We start from the raw sequence: 19,622 nt of genomic DNA, 5'->3' as shown, positions 1-19,622 counted from the left end.
GGAGGTGCCTGAAATCAATTTCCACCACTTTCGAGACACAACCTGACCATTGAAAACCGCCTGCTCAAAAAAAGCATGACAGGGGCTGGGGGGTACGAGGAATGAGATATCCTGCATCTGAGAAATTGTCGATTATCGACACCGTTGAAAAATCACATCTGCCTGTGAAGCAAACCCTCGACATGCTGGGTATTGCGCGCACCACATTTTACCGTTGGTATGATGCTTATGTCGAAGGTGGTCTTGATGCGTTGGCGGATCGCTCACCCCGGCCCAAGTCTGTCTGGAACCGCATCCCTCAAGACAGGCGTGATGACCTGATCGAGTTCGCACTGGAACATGAGGCGCTTACGACACGGGAATTGGCTGTCAAATACACCGATGAGAAGCGATATTTTATCTCTGAATCATCGGCTTACCGCATTCTGAAGGCTGCTGATCTGATCACTGCACCAGACTATGTGGTAATCAAGGCCGCTGACGAGTTCACGGACAAAACCACCGCCATCAATGAGATGTGGCAGACCGACTTCACCTACTTCAAGATCATCGGTTGGGGCTGGTATTATCTCAGCACGATCCTGGATGATTACAGCCGCTATATCATCTCGTGGAAGCTCTGCACCAACATGCGGGCCGAGGATGTGACTGATACGATTGAGCTGGCTCTGGCAGCGTCAGGATGCGACCAGGCGGTTGTGCGGCACATGCCACGCCTGCTCAGTGACAATGGGTCCTGTTACATCTCGGGTGATCTGGCCGACTGGCTGGATGATCATAAAATGGGTCACGTTCGCGGAGCCCCGTTCCATCCACAAACTCAAGGCAAAATCGAGCGCTGGCACCAGACCATGAAGAACCGGGTCTTACTGGAAAACTACTACCTGCCCGGCGATCTGGAACGCCAGATTGAGGCCTTCGTCGAATTCTACAATAACGAACGGTACCACGAGAGCCTAAACAACGTCACGCCCGCCGACGTCTATTTTGGGCGTGACAAAACCATCATCAGAGAAAGGGAAAAGATCAAGAAACAGACAATCCAACAACGCCGCTTGCAACATCAAAAACAAGCTGCATAATCAATCACACAAACGAACCAGAGCCTCCAAATCTCAAACCGCTCTGATGTCCCATTTTATATGACGACGGACACCCGGCGGTTCAGCGCCATGTTATCGCATTATGTGATCAATGACCGGTATGGCCGCCCTGGAAAGGGCAACGATAAAGGCAAGGTTGAAGGGCTGGTTGGTTATGCGCGGCGCAACTTCATGGTGCCGATGCCGCGCTTTGCCAGCTGGGATGCGTTCAATGCTTATCTGGAAGAGCAGTGCCTGACACGGCAGCGGGATAACCTGCGGGGCCACACGGCCAGTATTGGCGAACGACTGAAGTCAGATCTGGCTGCAATGCAGGCTTTGCCGGCCGCCCCGTTTGAAGCTTGTGATTTACAAAGCGGGCAAGTGACATCCACTTCGATGGTGCGCTACCGAGGCAATGATTATTCCGTGCCGGTTGCTTATGGCCACAGGGACGTTTGGATCAAAGGCTTCGTTGGCCGTGTTGTTATTGGTTGTGCGGCGGAAGTGATTGCCGATCACCCCCGTTCCTACGAGGCGGGCGATATGGTGTTTGACCCGCTGCATTACCTGCCGCTGATCGAGCGCAAGATCATGGCCTTTGACCAGGCTGCGCCCTTACAGGGTTGGGAATTGCCCGGAGCCTTTGGCACGCTCCAACGTTTGCTGGAAACGCGCCAAGGGAAATCCGGAAAGCGGGAGTATGTGCAGGTGTTGCGCTTGCTGGAGCGCTTCGGGATGGAAGAACTGCACGGGGCCGTAAAAGATGCGCTGCGCATGGGGGCCATCAGTTTTGACGCCATCAAACATCTGGCCCTATGCCGCGTGGAGCATCGCCCGCCAAGGCTGGATCTGGATACCTACCCGTTCCTGCCCAGAATGAATGTGGCGACCACATCCGCTTCGGCCTATATGAGCCTTTTGACGGGGCCAACATCATGAACAAAGCCCCCGAACTGCTGTTGGCGCATCACCTCAAAACCCTGCGCCTGCCCACGTTTTTGCGCGAACATGACAAGCAGGCCCGCATCTGTGCTGCCGAGGGGCTGGACCATGTGCGTTACCTTGCACGGCTGACGGAGCTAGAACTGATTGACCGCGAACGACGTATGGTCGAACGGCGGATAAAGTCGGCCAAGTTTCCGGCGGTCAAAAGCCTGGACAGCTTCGACTTCAAAGCCATCCCTTCGCTGAACAAGATGATGGTGCTGGAACTGGCGCGGTGTGACTGGATCGAGCGCCGGGAAAACGTCATCGCCCTTGGCCCCAGCGGCACCGGCAAAACCCATGTAGCCCTTGGGCTGGGTCTGGCAGCTTGCCAAAAGGGCCTGCCGGTGGCGTTTGTCACAGCCGCCGCACTGGTCAACGAACTGATGGAAGCCCGTGACGAAAAGCACTTGCTACGCCGCCAAAGACAGTTGGCCAAGGTCAAGCTGCTGATTATCGACGAGTTGGGATTTGTGCCCCTGAGCAAAACCGGCGCGGAACTGCTGTTCGAGCTGATCTCGCAGCGCTATGAGCAAGGCTCGACACTTATCACCAGCAATCTGCCCTTCGAGGAATGGACAGAAACCTTTGGCACCGAGCGCCTCACCGGCGCTCTGCTCGACCGGTTGACCCACCACGTCAACATCCTGGAAATGAACGGCGAAAGCTATCGGCTCAACCAAAGCCGCGCACAACGCCGGACACAATAATTGGCCTGGCGGCCAATGCGCCTTGGAACGTGCTTGCTATTTGGGGGCCGCACGCACCAAGGCGCGATAACCGCAAACACCATAGATTAACCGAAAACTCGCTCCGAACCCACACGCCCAAAGTGGCCTGGTTTTACGCCGCCCTTTGGCAGGTTTTTACTCCGCCATTGACAATCCCGCTGCCGTGTCAGGCACTGCTCTTCCAGATAAGCATTGAACGCATCCCAGCTGGCAAAGCGCGGCATCGGCACCATGAAGTTGCGCCGCGCATAACCAACCAGCCCTTCAACCTTGCCTTTATCGTTGCCCTTTCCAGGGCGGCCATACCGGTCATTGATCACATAATGCGATAACATGGCGCTGAACCGCCGGGTGCGTTTGCGAACCCCGTCTGGCATGATTTTGGCGACAAGGCATCTGTCATTGTCATAAAGAATGGACTGCGGAACCGCCCCGAAGAATGCGAATGCATGAACATGCCCGTCCAACCAGGCCTCGGTATTGGCCGCCGGATAGGCCCTGATATAGCAGGCATCGCTATGCGGTAGGTCAAAGGCAAAGAAATAAGCCTTTTGCTCAATGCCACCGATCACAACCAGCGCTTCGCCAAAGTCAGCCTGCGCATGGCCTGCCGGATGGGACAGCGGCACAAACATCTCTTTGCTTCCACGCTTCTTGCTGCGGACATAATCCTTCACAATCGTATAGCCGCCTGTGAACCCGCATTCGCCCCGCAGCCGGTCAAATATCCGCTTGGCCGTATGGCGCTGCTTGCGCGGTCGCCCCTTGTCCTCCCCCAGCCAGATATCAATCTGGTGCGTAAAACCATCCAGCTTGGGCCGCTTGACCGGGGCATTCCGGCGATATCCGGGAGGTTCCGAATAGGCCAGCATCTTGGCCACACTATCCCGACTGATCCCGAAATCCCGCGCTATCGCCCTACCGCTCAGCCCATCATGAAAATGGGCACGGCGCACCTTCAAATACATCTCCACAGTATAAATCTCCAAGCCCTCCCGATAATATCGAAAGGACATAAGTGGCCGGTTTTTACGCCGCCCGCGACAGCAGAATGCCGCCGCTACTGTGGCCTAGTATTGCTCCGCCGTTTACACGGTAGTGTCGCGAGTTTGGTGGAAATTCGAGGACGGCGTAATCTCCGGGTGCATCGAAGCCACCCAACCGGCGGCTGGAACCGCCAAGGAGATCACGCCATGACAAAGAATACAGCAACATCGACATCCGCGCTACTGGCCAATGAAGCAGGCTATGACCCGATTGAAGACCGGCTGCGCCAGAACATCCGCGCGACGATCGAGGCGGTTTTCGAAGAGGAGCTGGAGCAGTTTCTGGGCCGTTGCCGGTATGGCCGCAGCGGCGGGGCAAAGGCCGGATACCGCCACGGGCATCGCGAGCGGCAACTGGTCGGAACATTTGGAACCGAAACGGTGCGCGTGCCGCGTGCGCGGATCACAGGCGAGGCCGGCAAGGCCAGAGAATGGCGCTCGAAGGCATTGCCCCGCTACCAGCGGCTGACGAAGAAGGCCGAGGCGCTGATCGCTGCTGTCTACCTTTCGGGCACCAACACACGGCGGGTAAAACGCGCCCTGTTCGGCCTGTTTCAGGGGGCGGTCAGCAAGGATGTGGTGAGCCGCGCCTGGCGCAAGGTGAAGGTGGACTGGCAGGCGTGGTGCGCCCGCAGCCTTGCGGATGAAGACATCGTGCGGCTGATCCTGGACGGCACCGTGATCAAAACGCGGATTGACAGGAAGGCCACCAATATCTCGGTTCTGGCCGCGATTGGCGTGCGCCGGGATGGGCAGAAGGTCTTGTTATCACTGATGAACATGGGCGGCGAAAGCACCTCCGCCTGGCGTCAGTTCATCAACGATCTGGATGCGCGCGGGTTGAAACGGCCGAATTTGTCATCGTGGACGGGGCACCGGGACTTGAGGTCGCTCTCATTGCCCTCTGGGGTGAAGATCTGCCGATCCAGAGGTGCACGGTGCACAAGCACCGCAACCTTCTGGCCAAGGCACCCAAGCGTATGCATGATGAGTTGACAGAAGATTACCGCGACATGATCTACGCCAAAACACCCGAGGAAATCGCCACCCGCCGCAAGGCATTTCTGCGAAAATGGCGGCTGAAATGCAAGGCCGTCGCTGACAGCTTGGAAGAAGCAGGAGATAAGCTTTTCACCTTCACGCGTCTGCCACAAGGCCAGTGGAAATCGGCCAGAACGACAAATGCGATCGAACGCCTGAACGAGGAATTCCGCCGCCGCATCAAGACCCAGACCGTGCTGCCATGCGCCGAGACCGTGCCGATGCTGCTTTGGGCTCTGATGGCCTCGGGGCAGATCGTCATGCGAAAGGTCGATGGCTGGGAAACGCTCGCTCAGCCCGTCGCCGACGCAACCCTTGACCAAGCCGCCTGACCGGCGCATAACTCAACCCGCTCGGAGGTGCCTGAAATCAATTTCCACCACTTTCGAGACACAACCGTTTACACGCTGGTCAAATGGGATCGGCATTACACCTATGTCAGCTCGACCCATATGTTGCTGCCGCGGGTCCTGAACAAGGTTTATGATGTTGGCGGCGGGGAAAAGGCGTCAGGCTGTTTGCTGCATGCCAAATTTCTGGACACCTTTGGGGCAAAGGCCAAAGAAGAACTGGAACGTGGCCAGCATTATGCCAATAGCCACGAATACAAGGCCTATCATGATGCAATGAGGCAAGACCCTGATCTGTGGTGCAAATGGAGCGAGAAGTATATCAACTGGCGACAGCTTGAAATTCTGGGCCTGATGTCCAAGGGGAACTGGGCATGAGCAATCCGGGCACAGTCGGTGTTGTCATGTTGGTGCACGAGGCACTGGGCCGTGCCGCGCAAGTAGCCCGCCATTGGGCCGCAAGCGGCTGTCCTGTGGTGGTGCATGTGGATTTACAGGTCAGTGACGAAGATTTTGCCACTTTTACCAGCAGTTTGTCTGATTTGCCCAATCTTGTCTTTTCCGACCGCCACCGGTGCGAATGGGGCGCGTGGTCTTTGGTGCAGGCATCGCAAACAGCGGCAGAATTGATGCTGGATACCTATCCCGATGTGCGCCATGTCTATCTGGCGTCTGGCTCTTGCCTGCCGTTGCGCCCTGTTCAGGAATTGGTGGACTATCTGGATGAACGCCCGCGCACGGATTTCATTGAATCCACAACCACGCAGGATGTTCCCTGGACAACAGGCGGATTGAATGCCGAACGGTTTACCCTGCGGTTCCCGTTTTCATGGAAACGGCACAGGCGATTGTTTGATCGTTTCGTCAGATTGCAGCGCCGCATAGGATACAAGCGCAAGATGCCTGAAGGGTTGATCCCGCATTTGGGATCACAGTGATGGTGCCTGACCCGACAAACCCTGTCGGCCATTTTGGAAGACCCCAAACGTAAAACCTATGAAGGCTATTTCAAATGGGTCTGGATACCGGATGAATCCTATTACCAAACCATGGTGCGTCTGTATTCTACCAATATCGAGAGCCGCTCGCTTACCCTTGCAAAATTCGATTATCAGGGCAAACCGCATACCTTTTATAATGACCACCTGCAATTGTTGCGACGGTCCGATTGCTTTGTCGCCCGCAAGATATGGCCCCATGCAGACCGTTTGTATCAGGCGTTTTTGAACACGGATGCCAGCGATCTAAAACATACCGAGCCAAACCCCGGCAAGATTGACCGCGTATTCTCCAAGGCGGTCGAGCGGCGAACCCTTGGTCGGGCAGGATTGTATATGCAAAGCCGCTACCCTGTCGAAGGGCGGGAAAACGGGCTGACGGCCTCGGGTTATTCCGTATTGCAGGGGTTTGATGAGTTGCTTGTGGATTTTGCGCCGTGGCTTGAAAAAAACGCAGGTGTCAAGGTGCATGGGCATCTGTTTTCCCCCGAAAAGGCCGAGTTTTCTGATGGGGGGGAGGTCTATAATGGTGGTCTGTCGGATTCTGCACTGGTGAGGGATTATAATCCTAAATCTTTTCTGACAAATCTGATATGGAATGCGCGCGGTGAACACCAATGCTTTCAATACGGCCCGAATGATACGCAGACATTGAACTGGTTTATAGCCAAAGACCCGAATGCGCATATTTACATTATCACAGGGGCGTGGGTTGTTCCGTTGTTCCATTCCAACTTGAATTTTGGCGAAATTCGCAAGGAAGCGGCCCGTTTGCAGCAGATCGAAAGGCCCAGTTGAATGTGTTGCGATCGCCTTATGTCAAGGCGCGGGTGCAAACCATGAATATGGCTGAATTTGTCGAATCCCCTATGGAAGTGCTGCAAACTGTTCTTGATGCAATCGGCCCGCGCAATATGCGTGCCCTGTCCGAGGTTCCAAGGCTGGTTGATCTGACGGGATTCGGGAAATTCCTGCAAAACCTGAAAAATCAGGGGATGCATCCGTATTTGATGGGCGATTTTCCAACCAATACTCTGGGCATTCAAAAGCCTCCAAAATCCCGCAAGCCATATCTGGTAAGAAAGTAAGCCATAATGTCCGACAAATTCGACTATTTCGTGATGCTTGCAGAAAAGCGGACCGGTTCCAATTTCCTGTGTTCCAACCTGAACCAGTTCAAGGGCATTACAGCGCATGGCGAGGCCTTTAATCCCTATTTTATCGGTGACACCAACCGTGAAAAACTGCACGGTATGACGCTGGAAATGCGGGAAAAAGATCCGGTTGATTTGCTGGAGCGGATGAAGGCCGACCCGAAAAATCTGGTGGGGTTCCGGTTCTTTTCCACGCATGATCCACGCGCCTTGGCTCATTTCCTGCCGGACGAACGCTGTGGCAAAATCATCCTGACGCGCAACCCTTTGGAAAGCTATGTATCCGAATTGATCGCCTGGTCCACAAACCAGTGGAAACTGGGGCGCGGCGATACACGCAAGTCGTCAAAGGTGACATTCAAGCTGGATGAATTTCGCAAACATGTGGCAGAGTATCAGGCGTTTCAGGTGAAGATACTGCACGAGTTGCAATGCAGCGGCCAGACGGCGTTTTACCTGTCTTACGAGGATACGCAGGACGTTGATGTGCTGAACGGGTTGGCGCGTTTCCTTGGCGTAGACAGCCGGATCGATGCATTATCAAACAATCTGCGCCGACAGAATCCGGGAACATTGCGCGATAAGGTGGTCAACTATGAAGAAATGGTCGCCGATCTGCAAAAAATGGATCCATTCGATCTGACCCGCACCCCGAACTTCGAGCCACGCCGTGGCCCTGTCGTGCCGGGCTATGTGGCGGCAGCAAATGCACCGTTGATGTATCTGCCGATCAAGGGCGGACCTGAAGCGCAGGTTCATGAATGGCTGAAAGAGATTGGCAACGGTGATCTGACCGGCGGGTTCAACCAGAAAACCCTGCGGCAATGGAAACGCAAACACAGCGGGCATCGCAGCTTTACCGTAATTCGCCATCCTGTCGTGCGGGCGCACGCTGCATTTTGCGAGCATGTTCTTGAGGTCGGTCCAGATGGGTTTCCCGAAATCCGTGCTGCCCTGTTGCGTGATTATGACCTGCTGATCCCCGAAGAAGGGGTGAGTGATTCATATTCCGCTGATGACCACCGCAAGGCATTTCTGGCATTTTTGAAGTTTCTAAAGAAAAATCTGAAAATGCAGACCAGCCTGCGGGTTGATCCATCATGGGCCAGCCAGTCGCAGGTTTTGCAGGGGTTCGGCCAGTTTGCCTTGCCCGATATGGTTATACGCGAAGACCAGTTGAATGTGGGCCTGGCCCAATTGGCCGCACAGGTGGGCCTTGAACCGCGGCCGTTGCCCGATGTGTCGGCCAATTACCCGTTCCCGCTGGATCAGATATATGATGTCGAAATCGAGACCGCAGCGCGTGATGCCTACCAGCGGGATTACATGATGTTCGGGTACAAAGCGTTAAGATAGCCTAAGCGGCCTGTGACGCCTGCGTATCTGTCAAAAGCGTATGCAACGTTGCGGGGTCCGTATTGGCCCGCAGTTTGGCACAAATGGCGCTGTCGCGCATTGTGCGCGATACAAGGGCAAGCGCCTTCAGGTGCTCGACACCGGAATCAATTGGCGCAAACAAGGTGAAAACCAGATCCACAGGCTGACGATCCACCGCATCGAAATTCAACGGCTTTTCGATACGCAAAAATGTGCCAACGACAGACTGCAAACCGGCAATGCGGGCATGGGGTAGGGCAACACCATGCCCGACCCCGGTTGGTCCCAGATTTTCACGATCCTGCAACGCTTTGGCCGCTTTGGCCGCGTCAATACCATGCGCAGAGGAAACGATCTCGCCCAATTGTTGGAAAAGACGCTTTTTGCTGGTTGCCTGACCGATAACGCGCACGGCGTCGGGCAAAAGAATATTCGAAAGTTCCATCTGCCTTCACTTTACTCCGCCCAAATACCTAGGGCCTATTTAGCGATTGATGGGTCCACCCAGCCTATATTGCCGTCATCACGACGATAGACCACGTTAACCCCGCTATGTCCTTCGTTGCGGAAAACCAGAACCGGTGCCCCGGCTAATTCCATTTGCATCACGGCCTCGCCAACAGAAAGAGACGGGATTTTCGTCTCCATTTCAGCGATGATCATGGGCTGGAGTGTTTCAGGTTCTGATTCTTCCGAATTAGTTGATCCGGCGAGGATATACGAGTTGGCACCAGAAAGTTCAACCGGTTGCGAACGCTCGCGGTAATGATCTTTCAATCGGCGCTTGTAGCGGCGAAGCTGTTTTTCAAGCTTATCCGAACATTTCTCAAAAGCGGCATAGATTTCATGGGTATGCGCCTTGGCTGATGCGGTCAGTCCAGTCGAGAGATGTACAGTTGCCTCGCAGACATATTCACTGGCATCGCGCGAAAAAATAATATTCGCGTCTGTCGGGCGTTCGGCATATTTTCCGACAACTGCACCAAGTTCGTCTTTGACATGAGTCTGAAGGGCTTCACCTACATCAATCTGTTTTCCGCTGATTTGGTACCGCATCACATCTCCTTAGGGTTAAAAGCTGAAATTGCCCCGCAAAGCTGGCACAGAAAGGATTTCATCCCAGTTATCAGTTCAAATGATTTCTGTGGCCCGGCGATCTGTGGGGCGCTTGCTGTGCAGCCGCGATTTTGCGGCGCACATACGATGATGGTATATTCATACATCCCCTGTATTTGGCGACAGTTCGACGGGCAATGTCAACTCCATCCGCACGTAATTTTTTAACAATCGTATCATCGGACAGGGGGGAATCGGGTGTTTCTTGCTCAATCATCTGGCGAATGGTCTGTTGTACGACATAGGCTGATATTTCGCCAGAGATGCCTTTTTTCAGGCCTGTGCCCAGGAAAAATGACAGCGGGTAGATGGCACCATTCAGTTCAAGATTTTTTCCGGCAATTGCCCGGCCGATGGTTGATGGATGAAGAGCCAGCTTTTCGCCAAGCGCGCGCCGTGTCAAAGGGGTCATATGATTGCTGCCATCACTGAAAAACCGATGTTGCCGGGTTACAATGGCTCTTGCAATGCGCAAAAGAGTTTCTCCTCGAAACTGGATAGCGCGGATAAGGCATTGTGCGTGATTGTACTGAGCCTCGATATATTCCTTTGCTTTGGCATCCGATTTGGCCTGTAAGTATAGGTCGGCATCAATCGTTAAATCCGGCAAGTAGTTTTCAGATAGAGAAACCGAAATCCTGCGGTTCTCATCAATTTCGACAATAATATCGGCAACCAGCGGCAGGGATTCATTATGGTGGTGTGCAACGGGTTCGGGGGTAAGTGTTCTTAGGGTGGTAGAAAAGGCTTCTATTTGTTCTTTGGGAATATCCAGAATGTCTGATAGTTCCGCCCATTCGCATTTCATAATGAGTTATGCCCAAAAGTTGGTGACGGCTTGATTAAGCGGCGTTTTGATGTTGCTTGATCCAGAGGTGGTCGCGGAAATTCGGACCAGTTGTTAAGGTGGATCGACTTATGAGAAAGACGATTCAAAATGACGAAACGAAAGAACCATTCTCCCGAATTCAAAGCCCGCGTTGCGCTTGAAGCAATCCGCGAGGAAATGACGATGGCGGAGCTGTCGAAGAAGTATGGTGTGCATCCAACCCAGATTGGCACATGGAAACGAGCAGCGATTGAAAACATGGCCACGGCATTTTCCAGACGGGGCCGTGATCCTGATCGGGTTGATGAAGCCCAGATTGAGAAGCTGCACTCCAAGATTGGTCAGCTGGTCGTGGAACGGGATTTTTTAGCCAACGCCTCGCAACAGTTGCTCGGGAAGCGAGGCAAAAAATGGTGAGCCGTGAGCATGATCTGAGTGTGCGACGACAATGCGGGCTACTTTCTCTGGCGCGCTCGAACCTGTATTACCAGCCAAAAGGCGAAAGTGCTGAAAATTTGCGGTTCATGACAATAATCGACAAGCAATTCTTGCAGACGCCGTGGTATGGATCACGGCAAATGGCCCGGCACATGCAGCGCCAAGGTTACAAGTGTGGTCGCCACAGGGTCCGCCGTTTGATGCGGCTGATGCGGTTGGTTCCGATCTACCAGACGCCCAACACGAGCAAGAAACATCCGCAGCATAAGATCTACCCGTATCTGCTGCGAGACCTGACGATTGATCGTCCAAACCATGTGTGGTGCGTAGATATCACCTACATTCCGATGCAGCGCGGGTTCCTCTATTTGGTCGCGATCATGGACTGGCACAGCCGCAAGGTTTTGAGCTGGAGATTGTCAAACAGCATGGAGGCAGATTTTTGCGTTGAAGCCCTGAAAGAGGCTATGGCCAAATACGGCAAGCCCGATATCATGAACAGCGACCAGGGCAGCCAGTTCACCGGGTTTGAATGGACGCAGGCGCTGAAAGAAGCCGACGTGAAAATCTCGATGGATGGCAAAGGTCGCTGGGTCGATAACCGGATGATCGAGCGGCTTTGGCGATCCTTGAAATACGAATGCATTTACCTCAACGCATTTGAAACGGGTTCGCAGACCCGCGCCGGGATCGGGAAATGGTTGGCTTACTACAACACCGAGCGCCCGCATTCCACCCACGGAATATTGACCCCGGATGAAGCCTATGACAGAAAAACAAAACCAATGAGTTTGGCAGCCTAAATGAAACCCTGATCCATCTTAAACTGGCTGCTGACTGGTCAAAAAAGTGGGACCACCTCTAACCGATAAATCAGCTGTGGTAAGCGGCCTCTCCGTGAGTAGCGAGGTCCAGACCGCGGGCTTCGTCTTCTTCCGAGACGCGCAGGCCGATGGTCATGTCGATGGCTTTGAACAGAACGAATGATACAACCGCGGTCCAGACGATGGTGATGCCGACGGCCTGTGCCTGTATCAGGGTCTGGCCCATCATGTCGTATTCCGCGTCCCCAATGCCGCCCAATGAGGGGGCCGTGAAGATACCCGTGCCAACCGCACCGATGATGCCGCCAACGCCGTGGATGCCGAACACGTCCAGACTGTCGTCATAGCCCAGCTTGTTTTTCACCGTGGTGACAAAGAAGAAACAAACGATCGAGGCACCGGCGCCCAGAACAATCGCGCCCACAGGGCCGACAGAACCGGCCGCAGGGGTGACAGCAACCAGACCGGCAATCATACCCGAAGCGGCACCCAGCAGGGATACCTTGCCGCGGATCGAACCTTCGACAATGGTCCAGCCAAGGATCGCACCGGCGGTGGCGGTAAAGGTGTTGATCATCGCCAGACCGGCGCCGCCGTTGGCTTCCAGATTGGAACCGGCGTTGAAACCGAACCAGCCAACCCACAGGATACCCGCGCCAACCAGTGTCAGCGTCATCGAATGCGGGGCCATCATGTCTTTGCCATAGCCCTTGCGCGGGCCAATCAAGATCGCGCCGATCAGCGCGGCGATACCGGCGTTGATGTGCACAACAGTGCCGCCCGCGAAATCAAGCGCGCCAAGGTTAATGATATAACCGGCCCTGTCCCAAACCATATGGGCAATCGGGAAATAGGCAAAAGTGACCCACAGCAGGGTGAATACCATCACCGCTGAAAATTTCACCCGCTCGGCAAAGGCACCGATGATCAGGGCGGGGGTGATGGCCGCAAATGTCATCTGGAAGGCGATGAATACATATTCGGGAATGACCACGCCGTCGGTAAACGTCGGCGCCTTTGAATCCATTGTCACGCCGGCCAGAAACAGCTTGCCCGTGCCGCCCCACCAGGGGCTGGTGCCGCCGCCAAAGGCGAACGAATAGCCGTAGATCACCCAGACCACCATCACCAGTGCGGTGATCATTGTGGTTTGCGTCAGCACCGACAGCATGTTCTTGGTGCGCACCAGGCCGCCGTAAAACAGTGCCAGACCCGGCAGGATCATGAACAGCACCATCACGGTGGAAAAGATCATGAAGGACACGTCGCCCTTGTCCATGGTTTCGGCAGACGCGGCGGTGGCGGTCAGGGCCGCGCCGGTTGCTGCCAGTGTAAGTTTGCGAAAGTTCATTGTTCGAATTCCCCTTTTTCGATCCGGCGCAGGGGCCTAGATCGCGTCCTCGTTGGTTTCACCTGTCCGCACGCGGACGATTTGTTCAACATCCAGCACGAAAATCTTGCCGTCCCCGATTTTGTCGGTGCGGGCGGTGTTCTGGATGGTTTCAACCACCTGATCGACCACATCGGCGGCGACCACGATTTCGATCATCACCTTGGGCACGAAATTCACGGTGTATTCGGCTCCGCGATAGATTTCGGTGTGGCCCGATTGCGCGCCAAAGCCTTTGACTTCGCTCACGGTCATGCCGCGCACGCCAATAGAGGTCAGCGCCTCGCGGACTTCCTCCAGTTTGAAGGGTTTCAGAATTGCTTTGATCAGTTTCACGACGTTTTCCCTGTGTTTGGCAGACATCCTGCGAATTATGCGTTCAGGTAAAGTGGCGTGTGGACCCGATTCTCAAGCAACCAGAGCGTTCTTTTATTGGGGAATTGGAGTATAACGCACAATTTATGCGCAATTACGGGTTGTCGCCTAAAATTTAGGCACTAACTTAACGCCACGCAATGCGAACTACCCCCTCTACAATCCTGTATTGCCGGTGTAGGTTGGCAAAAAACAGGCAAGCACCAGATAGGGTGACGAATGAGTGGTACAGGTAAAAAACGCGGCCGTTTGGTGGCCGACAAGCGCTATCCGGCGGCCAAACCGGCTGCGGGCAAACGCAAGACATCCAAGCCGGCAGCCAAGAAAAAGGCACCAGCGCGCAAACCGGCAACCCGCAAACCCGCCGCTCGCAAGACAACGCGGCGCAGAACCCGCCGGACCAAGCGCAAATTCAACCCCGTCGTTGGCTTCTTTCTGGGCATTTTCGGCTGGATCCTAAGGATGATGTGGCGGATCGGCTGGCGTGTTGCGGCTGTGGTCGGTGTGATGGTCGGCGCGGGGGTGATGTATTATTACTCCAGCCTGCCCCCTGTTGAACAACTGGTCGACGGTCGCGTGCGCGGTTCGGTCATTTTGCTGGATCGTGACAACCGCCGCTTTGCCTCGCGCGGGGATCTGTTTGGCGGGATTGTCACCGCAAACACGGTTTCGCCGCATCTGAAAAACGCAGTCGTCGCAACCGAGGATAAACGTTTCTACGGCCACTTCGGCCTTAGCCCGCGCGGCGTGGCCAGTGCGATCAAGATCAATCTGGCCGCTGGTCGCGGACCGCTGTCGGGCAATGGTGGTTCAACCCTGACCCAGCAAACCGCGAAATTGCTGTGTCTTGGCAAACCCTATGATCCAAAAGCATGGGATTCGGAAAAAGCATACGAGGATGACTGCCGTCAAGGATCGCTTTGGCGCAAGATCAAGGAAGCGGTTTATGCGCTGGCGCTTGAAACCAAATATTCCAAAGACGACATCCTGACGATTTATCTGAACCGTGCCTTTCTGGGCGCCGGTGCCCGCGGGTTCGAAGCCGCCGCACAGCGTTACTTCGGGAAATCCGCCAGCGATGTAAATCCAGCCGAGGCCGCAATGCTGGCCGGTTTGCTGAAAGCGCCGACGCGCTATGCACCGACGAACAATCTGCAACGCTCGCAGGATCGGGCGTTGACGGTTTTGAAGCTGATGGAAGAACAGGGATATCTGACAAGCGCCCAGGCCGCCCAGGCACGGGAAAACCCTGCGGTATTGTCCAAAGCTGCCCAAGCCCGCGCCGGTGGCTATTTCGCCGATTGGGTGATGAGCAGCGGGCCTTCGTTTTTCACCAAAGACACCACCGAGGATGTGATCATCCGCACCACGTTGGATCCACGCATCCAGCGGGCGGCCGAGGATGCGCTGTCCTACATCTTTGAAAACAAAGTCAGCCCCGGATCCAAGGCGCAGGCCGCAATAATCGTGATGTCGGCAGATGGCGCAGTGCGGGCAATGGTTGGCGGACGCCAGACCAAAGTGTCCGGCGCCTTCAATCGCGCCACACAGGCGTTGCGCCAAACCGGGTCCACCTTCAAGCCCTTCGTTTATGCCGCAGCGCTTGATCTGGGATACAGCCCGAATGACTATGTGATGGATGGCCCGCTGACCATCAACATCCCTGGTTCCGGCCCGTGGACGCCGAAGAATTATGGTGGCAAATACTATGGCCGCGTCACCCTGACCGAAGCCCTGATGCGCTCGCTGAACACCGCCACCGTGCGGATTTCCGAAAGCGTGGGGCGTGATGCGGTGCGGGCCGTTGCAACCGGGTTTGGCATCCGCGAAGATCTGGCCGCAGGTCCCGCACTGGCACTGGGTGCGTCCGAATCCACCCTGATCGAAATGACAGGCGCCTATGCCGGTATCCTGAACGGCGGGCGCAGCGTTACCCCTTATGGTCTGGTCGAATTGCGTCTTCAGGGCGATTCCGAACCTGTGATGAAACAGGAAGGCGGTTATGGCGAACGGGTGATTAGCAAAGAGGCCGCAGGAAAACTGATCTATATGATGAGTCAGGTGGTCGAACGCGGAACCGGACGGCGTGCACGGATTGACGGCTGGCAACTGGCCGGGAAAACCGGTACCACGCAAAGGGCGCGCGATGCGTGGTTCATCGGCTTTTCGGCAGATTACGTCACCGGCGTTTGGATGGGCTATGACGACAATACCCCGCTAAAGGGTGTAACCGGTGGTGGTTTGCCCGCGAGTATCTGGAATGAAACAATGGTGCGGGTTCTGGACGGGATCGAGCCAAAACCACTGCCGATGATCAAACCGGCCCCACCGCAGGCCCCGGTACAACCGGCCCCACAACCGCTATCAACCCGTGATGATGTGGCCGAAAGGCTGCTTAGGGATGTGCTGGAGAATATTATTGATGGCGGGCGCTAAATGGCCCTGCAAGGATAGCAGGAACACATCCATTAAACCGGTTTAGTAAAAAGATTTCCGCATAATTATCATGCAGTTATCTAATTCATACCAGCCATGCGTTTTCAGGGCTTGCATCAAGCGCAAATCTGACGACAATAGGTAAATGGAAAATACAACTCTCAAAACATGGCCAGAATCCGCTACCACCCTGATCGCTGTTGCGGCAGGGCGCGCACCGGCCGATACCGTTATTCGCGGCGGGAAATGGGTGAACGTCCAGTCCCGCGAAATCCTTGAAAACCACGACATCGCCATTGCCGACGGGCGGTTCGCCTATTGCGGGCCGGATGCGTCGCATTGCATTGGCGAGGGCACCAAAGTGATCGAGGCCGAGGGGCGTTACATCATCCCCGGTCTGTGTGATGCGCATATGCACATCGAATCCGGTATGTTAACGCCTGCCGAATTTGCCCGCGCGGTCATCCCGCACGGCACCACGTCGATGTTCACTGATCCGCATGAAATCGCCAATGTTCTGGGACTGCGCGGCGTGCGCCTGATGCATGACGAGGCGATGTTGCAACCGATCAACATCTTCACCCAGATGCCCAGTTGCGCCCCATCCGCACCCGGTCTGGAAACCACCGGCTATGAAATCACCCCCGAAGACGTGGCCGAGGCAATGACATGGCCCGGCATCATCGGCCTTGGCGAAATGATGAACTTCCCCGGTGTGATCAATGCCGATCCGAAAATGCTGGCCGAAATCGCCGCCACCCAGAACGCAGGCAAAACCGTGGGCGGGCATTACGCCAGCCCCGATCTTGGCCCCGCCTTTCACGCCTATGCTGCCGGTGGTCCTGCCGATGATCATGAAGGCACCTGCGAAACCGATGCAATCGCGCGTGTGCGCCAAGGGATGCGCTCGATGATGCGGCTGGGGTCGGCGTGGTATGACGTGGAAACCCAGATCACGGCGGTGACGGAAAAAGGTCTGGACCCGCGCAACTTTATCCTGTGCACCGATGACAGCCATTCCGGCACGCTGGTCAATGATGGTCATATGAACCGCGTGGTGCGTCATGCGATTGATTGTGGCTGTGATCCGTTGATCGCGCTGCAAATGGCCACCATCAACACCGCCACCCATTTCGGGCTGGAACGTGAACTTGGCTCAATCGCACCGGGCCGCCGTGCCGATCTGATCCTGACCTCCGATCTGAAAACCCTGCCGATCGAAACCGTGATCGCCCGCGGGGTGATCGTGGCCGAGGCGGGGGAAATCAGGGTCGATTGCCCGCATCTGGACTGGCCCGAGGATGCCCGCGGTACCGTGCATCTGGGCAAACATCTGCAAGCTGCGGATTTTGAAATCAAGGCGCCCGAAGGGGCGAACGCGGTCAAGGCCAAGGTGATCGGCGTGGTCGAAAATCAGGCCCCGACCAAGGCGCTGACCGCTGAACTGGATGTGAAAGACGGGCTGGTTCTAAGTGACGAGGCAAACGATGTCTGCCAGATCGCGCTGGTCGAACGTCACCGCGCCACGGGCGAGGTGGTGAACGGCTTTGTCTCGGGCTTTGGCTATAAGGGCCGGATGGCGATGGCCAGCTCGGTTGCCCATGACAGCCACCACATGATCGTTGTCGGCACATCCCGCGAGGATATGGCGCTGGCCGCCAACCGTCTGGGCGAAGTCGGCGGCGGGGTGACCGTCTGGCAGGACGGGCGTGAACTGGCGCTGGTGCAACTGCCCATCGCCGGCCTGATGTCCGATGCTCCCGCCGTTGAAGTTGCCGCCGCCGCGCAAAAGATGGTCGAGGCCATGGCCGCCTGCGGCTGCACCCTGAACAACGCCTATATGCAACATTCCCTGCTGGCCCTTGTGGTGATCCCCGAATTGCGGATTTCCGACCTTGGGCTGGTGGATGTCACCAAATTCGAACTGACCGAGTTATTTGAGGAAAATAAATGACGAAAATGATAATAACAGAGACCGACACTCTGACCCCTCCCTCTATTACAGCCGAAGAATTCACCGATGCCCGCGCCGCCGTTGACCGGTTATGCGCGCTATACAACGCCTCGACAGAATTCCTGTGCAAACATTTTGCAGACACCATTAGCGGGAAACGGCCAAAGGCACGGGTGCGGGCATTCTATCCTGAAATCCGCATCACCACGACCAGCTATGCGCAAACCGATACCCGCCTTAGCTTTGGCCATGTTTCCGAACCGGGTACATATGCCACCACGGTCACCCGCCCCGATCTGTTTCGTTACTATCTGGAACAACAAATCGGCCTGCTGCTGGAAAACCACTGCGTGCCGGTTTCAATCGGCCTGTCGCAAACCCCGATGCCGGTGCATTTCGCGGTGGCGAGCGAAGCCAACGTAACCGTGCCGCAAGAGGGCGCAATGGATTTCCCGCTGCGTGATGTGTTTGATGTGCCAGACCTGTCCACCACCAATGACGATATCGTCAACGGCTTTGGCTTTGAAAACCCCGATGGCTCCGGCCCGCTGGCGCCGTTTACCGCGCAACGGATCGATTATTCACTGGCCCGTCTGGCCCATTACACCGCCACCAAGCCCGAGCATTTCCAGAACCATGTCCTGTTCACCAACTACCAGTTTTATTTCGAGGAATTCGAGGCCTATGCCCGTGCCCAGCTGGCCGACCCTGATAGCGGCTACACCAGCTTTGTCGGCACTGGCAATATCGAGATCACCGATGCAGACGCGCCGATGCCACTGCCCGCGAAACAGCCGCAAATGCCGACCTTCCATCTGAAACGCAAAGGTGGTGGCGGGATTACCTTGGTTAACATCGGGGTTGGCCCGTCAAACGCCAAAACCGCCACCGACCATATCGCGGTGCTGCGCCCTCATGCGTGGTTGATGGTTGGCCATTGTGCAGGTCTGCGTAATTCCCAAAGCCTTGGCGATTTTGTTCTGGCCCACGCCTATTTGCGCGAGGATCACGTTCTTGACGATGATCTGCCCGTCTGGGTGCCCATCCCCGCGCTGGCCGAAATCCAGATTGCACTGGAACAGGCCGTGGCCAAAGTCACCAGGCTGGAAGGGTTCGAATTAAAGCGGGTCATGCGCACCGGCACTGTGGCGTCACTGGATAACCGCAACTGGGAACTGCGCGACGATTCCGGCCCCGTGCAACGCCTGTCCCAATCACGCGCCATCGCGCTGGATATGGAAAGCGCAACAATTGCGGCCAACGGATTTCGCTTCAGGGTGCCCTATGGCACGCTGTTATGTGTCAGCGACAAACCCCTGCATGGCGAGCTGAAATTACCCGGTATGGCGTCCGATTTTTACACCACACAGGTTGCCCGACACCTGCAAATCGGCATTTCCGCCATGGAATCCTTGCGCGAAATGCCGCTGGAACGCATCCATTCACGCAAATTACGCAGCTTCGAAGAGACTGCATTCCTGTAATTTCGCCTAA

General features: G+C 55.6%; 11 protein-coding genes and 6 pseudogenes. 11 read left to right on the top strand and 6 right to left on the bottom strand.

Going from position 1 to position 19,622, the window contains the following annotated elements:
• Positions 1 to 39: 39 nt before the first annotated feature.
• The 3 genes and pseudogenes from ACQY4M_RS18330 to istB all read left to right on the top strand — a co-directional run.
• Positions 40 to 1,082: pseudogene (locus ACQY4M_RS18330) on the top strand (IS3 family transposase); the annotation flags it as partial.
• A gap of 81 nt (positions 1,083 to 1,163) precedes the next feature.
• Positions 1,164 to 2,024: pseudogene (locus ACQY4M_RS18325) on the top strand (Mu transposase domain-containing protein); the annotation flags it as partial.
• Complete coding sequence (gene istB / locus ACQY4M_RS18320; RefSeq protein ID WP_428547160.1) at positions 2,021 to 2,779, top strand: IS21-like element helper ATPase IstB; 759 nt, start codon at positions 2,021 to 2,023, stop codon at positions 2,777 to 2,779. The pseudogene ACQY4M_RS18325 and the gene istB, both read left to right, overlap by 4 nt.
• A 173-nt stretch (positions 2,780 to 2,952) precedes the next feature.
• On the opposite strand, the pseudogene istA reads toward istB, so the two are convergent.
• Positions 2,953 to 3,774 (bottom strand): annotated as a pseudogene (gene istA / locus ACQY4M_RS18315) (IS21 family transposase); the annotation flags it as partial.
• Between the two features lie 219 nt (positions 3,775 to 3,993).
• Between istA and ACQY4M_RS18310 the strand changes: the two are divergent.
• The 4 genes and pseudogenes from ACQY4M_RS18310 to ACQY4M_RS18295 all read left to right on the top strand — a co-directional run bounded on the left by ACQY4M_RS18310 (position 3,994) and on the right by ACQY4M_RS18295 (position 8,745).
• Positions 3,994 to 5,219: pseudogene (locus ACQY4M_RS18310) on the top strand (IS256 family transposase).
• 75 nt (positions 5,220 to 5,294) lie between these two features.
• A pseudogene (locus ACQY4M_RS18305) lies at positions 5,295 to 5,615 on the top strand (glycosyltransferase family 2 protein); the annotation flags it as partial.
• Positions 5,612 to 7,323: pseudogene (locus tag ACQY4M_RS18300) on the top strand (beta-1,6-N-acetylglucosaminyltransferase). The pseudogenes ACQY4M_RS18305 and ACQY4M_RS18300, both read left to right, overlap by 4 nt.
• A gap of 6 nt (positions 7,324 to 7,329) precedes the next feature.
• Positions 7,330 to 8,745 (top strand): nodulation protein NodH, encoded by a 1,416-nt coding sequence (locus tag ACQY4M_RS18295; protein ID WP_428547157.1) that lies wholly within the window; start codon positions 7,330 to 7,332, stop codon positions 8,743 to 8,745.
• A gap of 1 nt (position 8,746) precedes the next feature.
• Here the strand turns inward: ACQY4M_RS18295 and ACQY4M_RS18290 are convergent, their stop codons facing one another.
• The 3 genes from ACQY4M_RS18290 to ACQY4M_RS18280 all read right to left on the bottom strand — a co-directional run bounded on the left by ACQY4M_RS18290 (position 8,747) and on the right by ACQY4M_RS18280 (position 10,690).
• Complete coding sequence (locus tag ACQY4M_RS18290; RefSeq protein ID WP_428547154.1) at positions 8,747 to 9,211, bottom strand: PTS sugar transporter subunit IIA; 465 nt, start codon at positions 9,209 to 9,211, stop codon at positions 8,747 to 8,749.
• Between the two features lie 35 nt (positions 9,212 to 9,246).
• Positions 9,247 to 9,822, bottom strand: a complete 576-nt coding sequence (gene hpf / locus ACQY4M_RS18285; protein WP_428547151.1) for a ribosome hibernation-promoting factor, HPF/YfiA family — start codon at positions 9,820 to 9,822, stop codon at positions 9,247 to 9,249.
• A 70-nt stretch (positions 9,823 to 9,892) separates the two neighbouring features.
• A complete protein-coding gene (locus ACQY4M_RS18280) occupies positions 9,893 to 10,690 on the bottom strand; it encodes a hypothetical protein (protein WP_428547148.1) in 798 nt (265 codons plus the stop codon).
• 129 nt (positions 10,691 to 10,819) lie between these two features.
• Between ACQY4M_RS18280 and ACQY4M_RS18275 the strand changes: the two genes are divergently transcribed.
• Positions 10,820 to 11,952 (top strand): IS3 family transposase gene (locus ACQY4M_RS18275; RefSeq protein ID WP_428539245.1). Its coding sequence is split into 2 segments (ribosomal slippage): positions 10,820 to 11,072 and positions 11,072 to 11,952, totalling 1,134 coding nucleotides; the frame shifts between segments, so codons are not numbered across the junction.
• 70 nt (positions 11,953 to 12,022) lie between these two features.
• On the opposite strand, the gene ACQY4M_RS18270 is transcribed toward ACQY4M_RS18275, so the two are convergent.
• Complete coding sequence (locus ACQY4M_RS18270) at positions 12,023 to 13,324, bottom strand: ammonium transporter (protein WP_428547145.1); 1,302 nt, start codon at positions 13,322 to 13,324, stop codon at positions 12,023 to 12,025.
• 36 nt (positions 13,325 to 13,360) lie between these two features.
• Positions 13,361 to 13,699, bottom strand: a complete 339-nt coding sequence (locus ACQY4M_RS18265) for a P-II family nitrogen regulator (RefSeq protein ID WP_428547142.1) — start codon at positions 13,697 to 13,699, stop codon at positions 13,361 to 13,363.
• Between the two features lie 258 nt (positions 13,700 to 13,957).
• Here ACQY4M_RS18265 and ACQY4M_RS18260 point away from each other — a divergent pair, with 258 nt between their 5' ends.
• The 3 genes from ACQY4M_RS18260 to ACQY4M_RS18250 all read left to right on the top strand — a co-directional run bounded on the left by ACQY4M_RS18260 (position 13,958) and on the right by ACQY4M_RS18250 (position 19,612).
• The gene (locus tag ACQY4M_RS18260) at positions 13,958 to 16,174 is read left to right on the top strand and encodes a transglycosylase domain-containing protein (protein WP_428547139.1); all 2,217 of its coding nucleotides are present in this window, start codon (positions 13,958 to 13,960) and stop codon (positions 16,172 to 16,174) included.
• 145 nt (positions 16,175 to 16,319) lie between these two features.
• Positions 16,320 to 18,128 carry an adenine deaminase gene (ade, locus tag ACQY4M_RS18255; RefSeq protein WP_428547136.1) on the top strand — a complete coding sequence of 603 codons (1,809 nt, stop codon included), beginning with the start codon at positions 16,320 to 16,322 and terminating at the stop codon, positions 18,126 to 18,128.
• A 5-nt stretch (positions 18,129 to 18,133) separates the two neighbouring features.
• Complete coding sequence (locus ACQY4M_RS18250) at positions 18,134 to 19,612, top strand: AMP nucleosidase (RefSeq protein WP_428548267.1); 1,479 nt, start codon at positions 18,134 to 18,136, stop codon at positions 19,610 to 19,612.
• The last annotated feature ends 10 nt before the right edge of the window (positions 19,613 to 19,622 follow it).

It is taken from the genome of Profundibacter sp., from assembly GCF_965277155.1.
Lineage (GTDB): Bacteria > Pseudomonadota > Alphaproteobacteria > Rhodobacterales > Rhodobacteraceae > Profundibacter.
This window is presented reverse-complemented; position numbering and strand designations above follow the sequence as displayed.

Coding starts and splice junctions, on each gene's coding strand:
- istB (WP_428547160.1), top strand. CDS start 2,021: ATGAACAAAGCCCCCGAACTGCTGTTGGCGCATCACCTCAAAACCCTG.
- ACQY4M_RS18295 (WP_428547157.1), top strand. CDS start 7,330: ATGTCCGACAAATTCGACTATTTCGTGATGCTTGCAGAAAAGCGGACC.
- ACQY4M_RS18290 (WP_428547154.1), bottom strand. CDS start 9,211: ATGGAACTTTCGAATATTCTTTTGCCCGACGCCGTGCGCGTTATCGGT.
- hpf (WP_428547151.1), bottom strand. CDS start 9,822: ATGCGGTACCAAATCAGCGGAAAACAGATTGATGTAGGTGAAGCCCTT.
- ACQY4M_RS18280 (WP_428547148.1), bottom strand. CDS start 10,690: ATGAAATGCGAATGGGCGGAACTATCAGACATTCTGGATATTCCCAAA.
- ACQY4M_RS18270 (WP_428547145.1), bottom strand. CDS start 13,324: ATGAACTTTCGCAAACTTACACTGGCAGCAACCGGCGCGGCCCTGACC.
- ACQY4M_RS18260 (WP_428547139.1), top strand. CDS start 13,958: ATGAGTGGTACAGGTAAAAAACGCGGCCGTTTGGTGGCCGACAAGCGC.
- ade (WP_428547136.1), top strand. CDS start 16,320: ATGGAAAATACAACTCTCAAAACATGGCCAGAATCCGCTACCACCCTG.
- ACQY4M_RS18250 (WP_428548267.1), top strand. CDS start 18,134: ATGATAATAACAGAGACCGACACTCTGACCCCTCCCTCTATTACAGCC.